A 12,477-nucleotide genomic window follows, 5' to 3' on the forward strand; every position below is an offset into this window, starting at 1 on the left:
ACGCCGGGGAAACCCGGTTGAACGGCCCGATGCGGGCATCATGTGCAACGCATCACACCCAGTCCGGGTGGCGGAATTGGTAGACGCGCTAGCTTGAGGTGCTAGTGCCCGTATTAGGGCGTAGGGGTTCAAGTCCCCTCTCGGACACGCAGTACCCGCTCTTCGGAGCACGTACTCGAACACTTGTGTTGAGACAAGCGGCGAACGGCCCTCCTTCGGGAGGGCCGTTCGTTTTGGTGCGCCCGTGATTTTGGTGCGCGTGACGGGGGCTCTGCGTTCTCCGGCCGCGACGTCACGGACGGGAGGCCCGTCACCACCTGGGCTCGCGCCTCCCGTCCGTCCCGTACGCCCTCACGGACACTGGGCCTCACGGACACTGCGCGTCAGCGTCGCGCGCGCCGCACCACCCACACCGCCACGCCGCCGATGAGCAGGTAGGGCCACATGGTGACGACCGGGTCGAGCACCCCGTGCCGCCAGTCGCTCCGGGTCGACCCGAGCCGCGCGCCGATCGGACTGTCGGCCTGCTCCGCCGCGATGCCGGTCTCGCGGATCAACCGGTCCGGCCGCCCACGCAGCGCGTCCGTCACGCGGTGGGTGGCCACGTCGAGCCGGTCGCCGACGACGAGCAGCATCCAGTGCGCCAGGCGCCCCTCGCTGAACCGCCGGTACGCGTACCGCTTGACGATCCCGGCGGGACCGGCGAGCGGCTGCGCGGTCCCGAACACGGGCGTGACGTGGGCGTGCTCGATCGACCGCTCGCGTCCCTCGGCTCCGGCCTGCTGCTCGGGACGCTCCCAGTGGGCGTTGGTGGCGGAGCCGGCCTCGCGGGACAGTTTCGGCACGCTCGGCCGGTCGGCCAGGTCCAGGTCGCTCCCCCACCCCGGGATCCGTGCCCGGAGCTCGTCCGCGGACGGCAGGTCCCGGGGCTTGTCCGCCACGTAGGCGATGTGGTCGTCTGCGTTGCTCATGCTCTGCTCTCCGTTCCCGGTCCCGCTCACGGCACGATCACCGGCTTGATGCACCCGTCGAGCTTCGACGAGAACAGGTGGTAGGCCTCACCGATGTGCTCGAGCGGGATCCGGTGCGTGATGATGTCGCTCGGTTTGAGGTGCCCGGCCTGGATGTGCTCCAGCAAGCGCGGCCACTGACGCTTCACCGGCGCCTGGTTCATGTGGATCGTGACGCCCTTGTTCATCGCGTCGCCGAACTTCACGAGGTTCGGGATGGGCCCGTAGGCGCCCATCGCCGACACGGTGCCGCCCTTCCGGACGCCGTCGATCGCCCAGTTCAGCGCGACCGGCGACCCGCCCTGCATCTTCAGCTTCGCGCTCGAGACGTGCATCAGGAAGTTGCCGTCCGCTTCGGCACCGACCGCGTCGATGACGCTGTCCGCTCCGAGGAAGTCCGTCTGCTTCTTGATCTCGACGACGACGTCGTCCACCTCGGCGAAGTTGATCGTCTCGGCCTGGGCGAACTCGCGCGCCTTGGCCAGGCGGTACTCGAGCTGGTCGATGACGATCACCCGTCCGGCACCCATGAACCACGCCGACTTCGCTGCGTACAGCCCGACCGGTCCGGCACCGAGCACCACGACGGTGTCTCCCTCCCGGATGGAGGCGAGCTGCGCTCCGAAGTACCCCGTGCCCAGGGCGTCCGTCATCATCAGCGCGTCCTCCGGGTCGAGCCAGTCCGGGATCACCTGCGGGCCGACGTCAGCGAACGGCACTCGGACGCGTTCCGCCTGGCCGCCGTCGTAGCCGCCGGTGGTGTGTGAGTAGCCGAAGATGCCGCCGACCGCGGTGGCGTTCGGGTTCACGTTGTGGCAGTTCGTGAAGAGACCGCGGGCGCAGAACCAGCAGGTGCCGCAGGAGATGTGGAACGGCACCATCACCCGGTCTCCCACGTTCAGGGTCTCCACGGACGACCCGACTTGTTCGACGACCCCGATGAACTCGTGGCCGAAGGTGTGGCCGACGCGGGTGTCGGGCATCATGCCGTGGTACAGGTGCAGGTCCGACCCGCAGATCGCCGCCCGTTCGACGCGGATCACGGCGTCGTTCGGGTGCTCGATGCGGGGGTCCGGCTTGTCCTCGACGCGGACCCGGTAGGGGCCGCGGTAGGTCATGGCGCGCATGGCGCTCCTCTCGGTCGTGCCGTCCACGCTGACGGTCGGCGGTTGGGAGGAGGTCCAGGGTCGCGTTCCCTGTCCCAGCCGACAGCAGCGCAGACCAGGACCGGTGGCAGACCGACGGGAGGCCCGGTACCAGCTGGTACCGGGCCTCCCGTCGGCAGACAGTCGCGTCGCGACGCGTGCGCTAGCTCTTCGCCGCGTCGACGAAGGTGCGACGCGGGTCGGTCTCCTTGATGAGGGAGGTCGCGTCCCGGCCGGACACCGCACCGGTGACCCAGCCGATGACGATGCGCGCCTTGCGGTTCAGCGTCGGCATCGCGTACACGTGGTACGCCCGGTGCGCGAGCCAGGCCAGCAGGTTCGTCATCTTGATGCCCTTGATGTTCGCCGCACCCTTGGCGACACCGTACGAGGCGACCGTGCCGATCGACGGGTGGCGGTACTCCTCGAGCGGCTTGCCGGTGATCGACGCCACGATGTTGTCGGCGACGACGACGGCCTGACGGACGGCGTTCTGGGCGTTCGGCGGGTAGTAGGCCGGCTGCTTCTCGGCGGTCAGGTCGGGGACCTGGGCGACGTCACCGAGGCCCCAGACACCGGGGACGACCTCGTGGGTGTCCTCGGCTTCGACCTGGAGCTTCGCGTTGGCCGCGAGGTGCCCCTTCGGCCCGCGCGGCAGGTCGGTGGCGTCGAGCAGCGGGTTCGGCTTGACGCCGGCCGTCCAGACGAGCAGACCGGTGGCGAACTCGTCGCCGTCGGAGAGCTTGACGATCCCGCCCTCGCAGCTCGGCATGGTCGTCTTCAGGCGGACGTCGATGCCGCGGGCACGGAGGGACTCGAGGGTCCACTTCGACAGCTCGGGGCCGACCTCGGGTGCGACCCGGTCGAGGGCGTCGATGAGCACCCAGCGAGGCTGCTCGCCGGCGAGCGACGGGTACGTGGCGATCGCGGCCTGGGAGACGTCGAACAGCTCACCGATCGCCTCGACGCCCGTGTAGCCACCGCCGATGAAGATGCTGGTGAGGAGACGACGACGCTCGTCCTCATCACGGGTGGCGGCGGCCTTCGCGATGTTGTCGAGGAGCTTCGCACGCACGTACGCGGCTTCCTCGACGGTCTTGAAGCCGACGCCGACCTCGTCGAGGCCCGGGGTCGGGAAGGTGCGGGTGACCGAACCGAGCGCGACGACGAGGTGGTCGTAGCCGAGGGTGCGGTCGTCGCCGCCGGCCGTGGCGACCGCGACGGCCTTGTCGGCCGAGGAGATGCCGGTCACCTTGCCCTGGATGACCCGGGTCTTGCGGAGCGCGCGTCGGAGTTCGACGGTGACGTCCTTGGGGGCGATGTGACCGCCGGCGACCTCGGGCAGGAACGGCAGGTACGTGTAGTACGTGTTCTGGTCCACGAGGGTGATGCGCATCGGCACCGTGGCGGCGTGCTTCTGCAGCTGCTTGACGGCGGTGTAGCCGGCCGAGCCGCCGCCGAGGACGAGGACGTGAGGGATGGAGTCTGCCATTCCTCCGGTCTACCCGATCCTGCCCGTCCCCGTCACCAGCGCCGCACCTGTCCGGGCGATCCGTACCGGATCCTGGTCACTTCCTGCCGTCCCGGAGGCGCCACCAGGCGGTCTCGGCGATCTCCCGGCCGGTGTAGACGCCGTACTGGGTGCGGCGGGACTCGTGCAGCGAGAACCGCCGGAGCCGGTAGCCGCCGCCGAACCGGTCGATGATCGCCTCGGGTGAGGAGTCCGCGTCGCGCTTGACGTACCAGGTGCGGTCGTCGTCGACGGGCTCGATCACGCGCGGACCGTCTTCACCGACGACCGCCGATGCGGGACCGCAGGATGTCGATGCGCTTCTGGATCTGCTCGATGCTCGCCTGCGCCACGGCGGGTCCCCCGCTGATCCGACGGAGTTCGGCGTGGATCGACCCGTGCGGCTCGTTCGCGTGTCGGGACCAGATCGAGACGAGGCGCTGGAGTTCGGAGCGCTGCTCCTTGATGGTCATGTACATCGGCCGGTTCTCCGGCTCCGGCGCCTTCGGCAGCCCGTCCTTCACGACGCGGCCCTTGGACCGCTTCGCCTGCGTGGCCTGACGGGCACGGAGCAGGTCCCGCACCTGGTCGGGTTCGAGCAGGCCCGGGATCCCGATGAAGTCGAGTTCCTCGAGCGAGCCGACCTCGCCCCCGGTGCCGAACTCACCGCCGTCGTAGAGCACCCGGTCGAAGGACGCCTGCGAGTCGAGCGCCTCGAACGGCTGCATGTCGAGCAGGCTCTCGGAGGCACGGTCCTCTTTGTTGGCCTCGGCGACCATGGCGTCTTCGGGGTTGTACATGCCGTCCTCGGCGTCCTTCGGACGGTCGAGTGCGTGGTCCCGCTCCAGCTCGAGGGTGGCGGCGAGGGCCATCAGGCCGGGCACGCTCGGCAGGAACACCGACGCGGTCTCACCACGACGACGGGCGCGGACGAACCGGCCGATGACCTGGGCGAAGAACAGCGGTGTGCTCGCACTCGTCGCGTACACGCCGACGCACAGGCGCGGGACGTCGACGCCTTCGGAGACCATGCGGACGGCGACCATCCAGCGCGAGGTGTCCTCGGCGAAGGACTGGATGCGGCTGGAACCGGCGGCCTCGTCGGAGAGCACGACGGTGGGGCGCTCCCCCGTGATCCGCTGCAGGATGCGTGCGTAGGCCCGGGCGGTGGTCGTGTCGGTCGCGATGACCAACCCACCGGCGTCGGGGACACCGCGGCGCACCTCGGTGAGGCGTTTGTCGGCGGCCGAGAGCACGGCGGGCATCCACTCGCCCTCGGGCGACAGGGCGGTCCGCCACGCCTGCGCGGTGATGTCCTTCGTGACGGCTTCGCCGAGGGACGCCGACATCTCGTCGCCCATCCGGGTCTTCCAGCGCATCTGGCCGGCGTACGCCATGAACAGCACGGGTCGGACGACGCCGTCCTTGAGCGCGCGGCCGTAGCCGTAGTTGTAGTCGGAGATCGAGGTGCGGATGCCCTGCTCGTCGGGGGCGTACTGCACGAACGGGATCGGTGCCGTGTCGGAACGGAACGGGGTGCCGGAGAGCGAGAGGCGCCGGGTGGCCTTCGAGAACGCCAGCCGGATGCCGTCACCCCAGGTGAGGGCGTCGCCGCCGTGGTGCACCTCGTCGAGGACGACCAGGGTCTTGCCGCCGGCGGTGATCCGTTCGTGCACCTCGGGGTTCATGCCGACCTGGGCGTAGGTGATCGCGACGCCCTGGTAGTGCCGACCGAACATGCCGTCGCCGTTCTTGAACATCGGGTTGAGTCGGATGTTGACGCGGTCGGCGGCGTCGGCCCACTGGCGCTTGAGGTGCTCGGTCGGTGCGACGACGACGAGCCGGTCGACGGTGCCGCGGGCGAGCAGCTCGGTCGCCAGCCGCAGCGCGAAGGTCGTCTTGCCCGCGCCCGGGGTGGCCGCTGCGAGGAAGTCGCGCGGCTCCTTCTCGAAGTACTTCGTCAGCGCCTCGACCTGCCAGGCACGGAGCTTCGAGGCGGTGCCCCATGCGGCTCGTTCCGGGAACGCCGGGGAGAGGTGCTCGGCGGCCGCGTTGCCCGCGACCTCGGCGATGGCGGCCGGTTCGGTCGGAGCCGGCTGGGTCGGGGCGGTCCCGTTCGCCGACGGCCCGTCGATCGGGAGTTCGGCGGGTTCCTGGTGCTCGATGTTCTCCGCTGCGCTCACTCCACCCGAGTGTACCGGCACGCTCAGTCCTGTCGGGCGTGCGGGGCACGCTGCTCGGGCGTCGCGCGGACGAGCGAGGCGGGTCGCAGCACGCCGGCGCCGAAGCGTGCGGTGACGGCGTCGACGGTGGTCTCGGTCTCACGCCACGGCGCGTCGTCGTCCCACAGGGCGTTGCTCGCGGCGGCCGGCACCAGGTTCTCGCCGCGGACGCCGATCAGTCGGATGCGGTTGCCCGGCCGGTGCAGGACGTCGTACAGCTCGACGGCTTCGCGGTGGATCCGCTTGGCGACGTCGCTGGGTTCGGGGAGCGTGCGGGACCGGGTGAGCGTGGTGAAGTCGGTGTACCGGACCTTGAGCGCGACCGTGCGCGCCTGCACCTCGGCGCGGCGGAGCCGGACCGCGACCTTCTCGGCCAGGCGCAGCAGCTCGCGGGCGACGTCGTCGCGTTCGGTGAGGTCGCGGCCGAAGGTGACCTCGTGCCCGATCGACTTCTCGCCCACCCCGGCCTCGACGGTGCGCGGGTCGCGGCCCCAGGCGAGGTCGTGCAACCGCTGCCCGCCGGACGGTCCGAGCAGGGCCACGAGCGACGGCAGCGGCGTGGTGGCGAGGTCGCGGACGGTGCGGATCCCCCGGCGCTCGAGGGTCTCCTGCGTCTTGCCGCCGACGCCCCAGAGCGCGGAGACGGGTTGCGGGTGCAGGAACTCGATCGTGTACGCGTGCGGGACGACGAGCAGCCCGTCGGGCTTGGCGCGGCTGGACGCCAGCTTCGCCACGAACTTCGTGGACGCGGCACCGACCGAGCAGTGCAGCCCGGTCTCGGCGAACACGGTCCGTCGGATCTCGGTGCCGATCTGCCACGGCGTGCCGTAGAGCCGGAGCGCACCGGCCACGTCGAGGAACGCCTCGTCGATACCGAGCCGCTCGACCCGCGGCGTGAACCGGTCGAAGATCCGCATGACCTGGGCGGAGCGCGCGCTGTACTTCTCGAAGTGCGGTTCGACGATGACGGCCGCGGGGCAGCGGCGTTTCGCGACGGCCATCGGCATCGCGGAGTTGATGCCGTACTTGCGGGCCTCGTAGGTGGCGGCGGTGACGACCGAGCGGTCCGAGTCGTGGCCGACGATGACCGGCAGGCCGACCAGGTCGGGGCGGTCGAGGAGTTCGACGGAGGCGAAGAAGGCGTCCATGTCGACGTGCAGGACCGTCGCCGTGGCGTCGTCGACCGGTGCGTCGGTGACGAGTCGGTTCCGTCCGTCCTGCTTGCTCACGGGGTCATGCTCGCACGGACCGGCGACACCCGGACCGACGGCGCCCGCGACACCGGACCCCGCGCGACCGGGACGGGCTCAGCCGGGCAGCGGCCCGAACTCCGCCGCCGCGATCGTCCGCATCGCCGAGTCCCGCGTCGACGGGTGGTACTGGCCGGCGCGGACGTCCCGGGCCATGCGGGCGAGTTCGTCCGACGCCCGGAACGCCGATCCGCCGACGACCCGCAGCGCCTCGTCCACCACGGACTGCGCCGTGTCCACCGCACGGGTCTTCGTGCCGACGAGCAGCGGGAACCACCGGTCGTGCTCGACGAGCTCGTCAGCGTCCCGGGCGAGCGCGTCGACCTGCAGCGCGATGGCGTCGGTCGCACTGCGCATCGCGGCGACCGCGCGCCGGACGTCCGCGTCGGCCGAGCGCCGCGTCCCGTCCATGGCGACCCGTTCGGCGACCCGCTCGACCGCCAGGGTGACGGCCCGCGAGGCGATCCCGACGTACACCGACGCCACGAGCAGTTCGAACGCGGCGAAGATCCCGAAGACGAGCGGGTCCGCGACCGGCCCGACCGGCAGCACCCGGACGATGCGCTCCGCCGGCACGTGCAGCCCCTCGAGGATCGTCGTCCGACTCTGCGTCGCCCGCATGCCGAGCGTGTCCCAGTCGTCCAGGTGCCGGACCCCGTCGTCGGCACGGACCGCGAAGCCGTGCACGAGCCGCGGTCCGGTGCCCGAGGTGTCCTTCCCGAACACGCTCAGCAGGTCCCACGCGGGCGCGAGCGACGTCGACACCTTCGTGCCGGTGAACCGGTACCCGCCAGCGCCGTCCGGCTCGGCTGTCGTCAGCGAGTCGAAGAGCACGGCGTCGTTGCCCGGCTCGCTCACCCCGAAGGCGAGCAGCCGGTCCGCCGCCGCGGCGTCCGTGACGGTCTGGAGGAACGTCCCGCCCCGTGCGGACACGCTGCGCGCCGCCTGCACCCACACCTGGTGCATGCCGAGTCCGAGCGCCGTCGCCGGCGCCGCGGTCGCGAGGGTCCGCTGGACCGCAGCGGTCTCACGGAGACCCAGCCCCGAGCCTCCGTCCCCGATCGGCACCCCGATCCGGAGGTACCCCGCCTGCCGGAGCTCCGCCAGGTCCTCCGCGCAGAAGGCGTTGTCGGTGTCGTAGCCGGGGGCGCGTGCGGCGATGCGTGCCAGGAGGTCGTCCGGAACGGTCCAGGGACGTCGCTTGCCGGGAGTGGACTCGGTCATGGGACGAGAGTACGGTCGCCTGTCGTGTCAGACGAGCATCCCTGGACCCGGTACGTCGCGATCGGTGACTCCTTCACCGAGGGGATCGGTGACCCGGACCCGCACTCGGTCGGCGGCCACCGCGGCTGGGCCGACCGCGTGGCCGAGACCCTTGCCGACCGCACCGACGAGGACTTCGGCTACGCCAACCTCGCCGTTCGTGGACGTCTGCTCGGGCAGATCGTCGACGAGCAGGCCGAGGCCGCCGTCGCCCTCGCTCCGGACCTGATCACCGTGTCGGCGGGCGGCAACGACATCATCCGACCGGGCTCCGACCCGGACGCCCTGGCGGAGCGCTACGACCGGATGATCGCGACCCTCCGTCGTGACGGTGCGACCGTGGTGCTGTTCACCGGCCCCGACGTCGGCATGACGCCGGTCCTCGGCATGGTGCGCGGCAAGACCGCCATCTACAACGAGCACCTGCAGGCCATCGCGCTGCAGCACGGGGCGCTCGTCACGAACCTCTGGGCGCTCCGGGTGCTGCGGGACCCGCGGATGTGGGCCGCCGACCGTCTGCACCACTCCCCGCTGGGACACGCCACCGTCGCCGCCGCCGTGCTCGACACGCTCGGCGTCGCCCACGAACTCGGCGCCGCGGTCCCCGAGCCGCTCGCCGCTCGGCCCTGGCGGGAGGCCCGCGTCGAGGACCTCGGCTGGGCGAAGGAGTACCTCGTGCCGTGGGTGGTCCGACGCGTCCGTGGGACGTCGTCGGGCGACGGCATCACGGCCAAGCGGACCTCGCTGCAGCCCGTGGCACCGCGCGACTGAACGCTGCCCCAGGCCAGGCCAGGCCAGGCCAGGCCAGGCCAGGTCAGGTCATGTCAGCCGGCGAGTGAACGGTCGAGCTCGACACCGCGGAACGGGTTCGACCACCGCCACCAGACTCCCGGGTCCTCGATGGACCGGTCGAGCTCGAGCGGAACCGTCACCGGGTCGTGGTGCGACACCGCGAACCGCACCGACCCGACGCGCTCCCCCGCCGACCCGAACGTCAGTGGTTCCAGCGTCGTCTTCGCGGTCACGTCGGTCCGTCCCCAGACCAGGAGCGATGCGGCCCGGCTCGCCGTCGCGTCGACCTCCTCCTGCCAGGGCGCCTGGTACGTGCCGAAGGTCTGCCCGGCATTCGTCAGGGTGATGGTGTGGAAGTCGTCCGCCACCGAGTGCAGCAGCCTCCGCACGTCGCCGTCGAGCGAGTCGTGGTCGACCCCGCCGAGCATCGCCCCGATCACCGTCACCGTGCGGCCACCGCGCTGGTAGGTCGCCGCGAAGAGCAGGCACGCTCCGGCCTCGTCGAGCGTGCCGGTCTTGATGCCCTCGACGCCGTCCATGCCGAGCAGCTTGTTCGAGTTCTCGATGTCGCCGACGCCCGGCACCGTCGCCGACGCCGTCCCGACGACCTCCTTGACGAGCGGGTCCGCCAACGCCAGCTTGCCGAGGTCGACCAGGTCCGTCGCGGTGCTCTGGTTCCGGGGGTCCAGGCCGGTCGGTTCCACGATCGTGGTGTCGTCCAGGCCGTGGTCGTCGAGCCAGGTCGCCACGGCCTTCCGGTAGCCGTCCATCGACCCGAACGCCCAGAGCGCCAGCGAGCCGGCGTAGTTGTTCGCCGACTTCATCAGCATCACCTGGAACGCCCGGTACTCGGACAGCCGCAGGTTCGTCGGCAGCGGCGCCACCTCACCGTTCTGCGCCGCGTACTGGCCGTACAGCGCCTCCATCTGAGGTGTGAACCGCACGTCCGGGCCCTGGTCACCAGGCTGCAGCGGCTTCTCCTCGAGCACGACCAGAGCCGTGACGACCTTCGAGATGCTCGCGATCGAACGGGCCTTCCGGTCCCCGCTGGTGGTCAGGCTCTCCGGGAACCCGTCGGCCTCCACCGCCGTCGCACCGTAGTCCGGGAACCGGACGTCCGCGGCGCTCGCGGTCGGCGGGCGGTACGTCGCCGTGCTGGCCGTCGCCGGTGCGAACGGCACGACTGCGGCGGCCACCAGGAAGGCGACGACGAGCAGGAGCACCGCGATGACGGCAACCGTCACGGGCCTCCGGATCGCGGAGCGGGGGCGGCGGACGACGTTCGGCACGAGACCGGATCGTACTGGAGGCCCGGGGCGGGTCCCTGGCTCCGGTGCGGCTCGTCGCGGGGCCGGGGTGGGCCTCCCGGCACTGTGCCGTCCTGCTCTGGAGGAGCGCGTCAGTCTGACTAGACTCCTGCCGGGCGCAGCGGTGCGCCTGGCAGCCAGAGGGGGCAGCAGCATGACGAGTCGGTACCGGGGACGCCTGACGGCGGTCCTCGCAGGGGTGGCCGCGGTCGTCGCGCTCACCGGCTGTTCGATGGCGGACCAGGGTGTGCCGCCGGCTCCGGCGACGACCGAGCCGACCCTCAGCGCCCAGGCGCGCGCCGACATCGCCGCCGCACAGGCACAGGCCGACGCGGCACACGCGACCGCCGCACCGACCGCCGTGGCGTCCGACACCATCCGGACGTGGCCCGCGCTCGACCACGGCACACGTCCCCACGCCACCGGCCCGGCCAGCAGGTCCGCTGCCGGTGTCTACACCTACACGGTGCAGCCGGACGACGTCGTCTCCGTGATCGCCCTGCGGTTCGGACTGTGCAACGCGGACCTCACGTACCCCGCGTCGGACACCGGTGTGCTGACGCCCGGGGAGGTCCTCACGCTCGAACGCCGCATGACACAGGACGGCGTGAGCCAGCAGGACGCCGACGCCGAGCACTCGGGCTGGCGCTGCAACTACCCCGGCTGACCGCCAGAGCGACGGACGACCGCGGGGAACGCACGCCCGCCGTCTACGCCTTCTCGTCGACCAGCGCGACGAACCGGCTGCCGACACCCTCGACCTCGTGCCGCACGAAGCCCGCGGTCGGCTCAGGAGCCTGGTACGGCGCGTGGTAGTCGCACATCAGGTGGTCCCAGTCGGGCCACCACTTCTTCGGCCGCGCCTCTTCCCAGTAGCCGCACACGACGCACTCCAGGCGCACCCAGACCTTCTTCGCACCCGTGCGGTTCGCCCGCGACTGCACCAGCCAGGCGGGCGGGTCCTGCTCGATCGCTGTCAGTTCAGCCTCGCTGAGGCGCGACGGGATCCCGTGGTGGGTCGCCATCTCGAGGGTGATGTCGAGGCGGACGGCGGCGTCGCGTCGGGAGAGCATCCGGCAAGCCTAAAGGAGGGGATCAGCGTGCACGTTGCGCGTGCGCGACCGCCCACAGGCCGACGGCGCTCGCCGCGGCCACGTTGAGTGAGTCGACGCCGTGGTGCATGGGGATCCGCACCGTGGTGTCGGCCGTCGCGACCGCGGCCGGAGTGAGGCCCTGTCCCTCGGTGCCCATGACCAGGGCGACCCGCTCCGGCACGTCGGCGACGAACTCCTCCAGGTCGACGGAGCGGTCGGTGAGTGCCATCGCGGCGACGTGGAAGCCCTGCGCGCGGAGGTCCTCCCCCGCGGCCGGCCACTCCCCGATCCGCGTCCAGGGGACCTGCAGCACGGTGCCCATGCTCACCCGGACACTCCGTCGGTAGAGCGGGTCGGCGCAGCGCGGACTGACCAGGACGGCGTCGGCACCGAGACCAGCGACGCTGCGGAAGACGGCGCCGACGTTCGTGTGGTCGACGATGTCCTCGAGGACGACGACGAGCCGGGCGTCGCCCACGACGTCGGCCACCGAGGGCAGTTCCGGACGGTGCATCGCCGCGATCGCGCCGCGGTGCATCCGGAACCCGGTGAGCTCCTCGAGCAGCGCGTCCGACCCGACGAAGACCGGGCCGTCGTGCTCGGCGACCAGCGGCAGCACGCTGTCCAGCCACTTCTCCTGCACCAGGACACTCCGCGGCACGTGGCCGGCACGGACGGCGCGCTCGATGACGGTGTTCGACTCGGCGATGTACAGCCCGCCCTCGGGCTCCGTCACGCGGCGGAGTGCCACGTCGGTGAGCCGGGCGAAGTCGTCCAGGCGCGGGTCGTCGAGGGAGTCGATGCGGACGGGGTGCACGGTGCTCGTTCCGGTCGGGAGGATCGTGGTCGGGTCGCGGACGTCGGCCCGGGGAAGGACCGGGGAC

12 protein-coding genes and 1 tRNA gene are annotated in these 12,477 nt (G+C 71.4%); 3 read left to right on the plus strand and 10 right to left on the minus strand.

Annotated features, from left to right (window positions below; all coding sequences use genetic code 11):
- Positions 1 to 61 precede the first annotated feature (61 nt).
- Positions 62 to 147 (plus strand) — tRNA-Leu (locus DEJ31_RS01270).
- Positions 148 to 383: 236 nt separating this feature from the next.
- On the opposite strand, the gene DEJ31_RS01275 is transcribed toward DEJ31_RS01270, so the two are convergent.
- From DEJ31_RS01275 to DEJ31_RS01305, 7 genes are all read right to left on the minus strand, one after another.
- Positions 384 to 971, minus strand: coding sequence for a hypothetical protein (locus DEJ31_RS01275; protein WP_220033180.1), 588 nt, complete (start codon positions 969 to 971; stop codon positions 384 to 386).
- 26 nt (positions 972 to 997) lie between these two features.
- Positions 998 to 2,137: a zinc-dependent alcohol dehydrogenase gene (locus DEJ31_RS01280; protein WP_111044132.1), complete on the minus strand. Its 1,140-nt coding sequence runs from the start codon at positions 2,135 to 2,137 to the stop codon at positions 998 to 1,000.
- 181 nt (positions 2,138 to 2,318) lie between these two features.
- On the minus strand, positions 2,319 to 3,647 hold the full coding sequence (locus tag DEJ31_RS01285; RefSeq protein WP_111044131.1) for an NAD(P)/FAD-dependent oxidoreductase: 1,329 nt from the start codon (positions 3,645 to 3,647) through the stop codon (positions 2,319 to 2,321).
- A 76-nt stretch (positions 3,648 to 3,723) separates the two neighbouring features.
- Positions 3,724 to 3,930, minus strand: a complete 207-nt coding sequence (locus DEJ31_RS01290; protein WP_110902270.1) for a hypothetical protein — start codon at positions 3,928 to 3,930, stop codon at positions 3,724 to 3,726.
- A 13-nt stretch (positions 3,931 to 3,943) separates the two neighbouring features.
- Entirely contained in the window at positions 3,944 to 5,737 is a 1,794-nt protein-coding gene (locus DEJ31_RS01295; protein ID WP_111044275.1) for a DEAD/DEAH box helicase, read from the minus strand.
- 134 nt (positions 5,738 to 5,871) lie between these two features.
- On the minus strand, positions 5,872 to 7,116 hold the full coding sequence (gene dinB, locus DEJ31_RS01300) for a DNA polymerase IV (protein WP_111121028.1): 1,245 nt from the start codon (positions 7,114 to 7,116) through the stop codon (positions 5,872 to 5,874).
- A gap of 78 nt (positions 7,117 to 7,194) precedes the next feature.
- Positions 7,195 to 8,361 (minus strand): acyl-CoA dehydrogenase family protein, encoded by a 1,167-nt coding sequence (locus DEJ31_RS01305; protein ID WP_111121029.1) that lies wholly within the window; start codon positions 8,359 to 8,361, stop codon positions 7,195 to 7,197.
- Between the two features lie 24 nt (positions 8,362 to 8,385).
- Here DEJ31_RS01305 and DEJ31_RS01310 point away from each other — a divergent pair, with 24 nt between their 5' ends.
- The gene (locus DEJ31_RS01310; RefSeq protein WP_111044128.1) at positions 8,386 to 9,171 is read left to right on the plus strand and encodes an SGNH/GDSL hydrolase family protein; all 786 of its coding nucleotides are present in this window, start codon (positions 8,386 to 8,388) and stop codon (positions 9,169 to 9,171) included.
- Positions 9,172 to 9,224: 53 nt separating this feature from the next.
- On the opposite strand, the gene DEJ31_RS01315 is transcribed toward DEJ31_RS01310, so the two are convergent.
- Positions 9,225 to 10,481 carry a D-alanyl-D-alanine carboxypeptidase family protein gene (locus DEJ31_RS01315; RefSeq protein WP_181433434.1) on the minus strand — a complete coding sequence of 419 codons (1,257 nt, stop codon included), beginning with the start codon at positions 10,479 to 10,481 and terminating at the stop codon, positions 9,225 to 9,227.
- Positions 10,482 to 10,653: 172 nt separating this feature from the next.
- Here DEJ31_RS01315 and DEJ31_RS17040 point away from each other — a divergent pair, with 172 nt between their 5' ends.
- Positions 10,654 to 11,166 carry a LysM peptidoglycan-binding domain-containing protein gene (locus DEJ31_RS17040; protein ID WP_181433435.1) on the plus strand — a complete coding sequence of 171 codons (513 nt, stop codon included), beginning with the start codon at positions 10,654 to 10,656 and terminating at the stop codon, positions 11,164 to 11,166.
- Between the two features lie 43 nt (positions 11,167 to 11,209).
- Here DEJ31_RS17040 and DEJ31_RS01325 read toward each other — a convergent pair whose 3' ends face one another.
- A complete protein-coding gene (locus tag DEJ31_RS01325; RefSeq protein WP_111044125.1) occupies positions 11,210 to 11,572 on the minus strand; it encodes a hypothetical protein in 363 nt (120 codons plus the stop codon).
- Positions 11,573 to 11,594: 22 nt separating this feature from the next.
- Positions 11,595 to 12,410, minus strand: coding sequence for an RNA methyltransferase (locus DEJ31_RS01330; protein ID WP_111121031.1), 816 nt, complete (start codon positions 12,408 to 12,410; stop codon positions 11,595 to 11,597).
- Positions 12,411 to 12,477: the final 67 nt, after the last annotated feature.

Source organism: Curtobacterium sp. MCPF17_031 (assembly GCF_003234035.1).
Lineage (GTDB): Bacteria > Actinomycetota > Actinomycetes > Actinomycetales > Microbacteriaceae > Curtobacterium.

What these genes read in the sequence shown, in the direction of transcription:
- DEJ31_RS17040 (WP_181433435.1), top strand. Translation starts at nt 10,654, where the DNA reads ATGACGAGTCGGTACCGGGGACGCCTGACGGCGGTCCTCGCAGGGGTG.
- DEJ31_RS01285 (WP_111044131.1), bottom strand. Translation starts at nt 3,647, where the DNA reads ATGGCAGACTCCATCCCTCACGTCCTCGTCCTCGGCGGCGGCTCGGCC.
- DEJ31_RS01280 (WP_111044132.1), bottom strand. Translation starts at nt 2,137, where the DNA reads ATGCGCGCCATGACCTACCGCGGCCCCTACCGGGTCCGCGTCGAGGAC.
- DEJ31_RS01305 (WP_111121029.1), bottom strand. Translation starts at nt 8,361, where the DNA reads ATGACCGAGTCCACTCCCGGCAAGCGACGTCCCTGGACCGTTCCGGAC.
- DEJ31_RS01275 (WP_220033180.1), bottom strand. Translation starts at nt 971, where the DNA reads ATGAGCAACGCAGACGACCACATCGCCTACGTGGCGGACAAGCCCCGG.
- DEJ31_RS01325 (WP_111044125.1), bottom strand. Translation starts at nt 11,572, where the DNA reads ATGCTCTCCCGACGCGACGCCGCCGTCCGCCTCGACATCACCCTCGAG.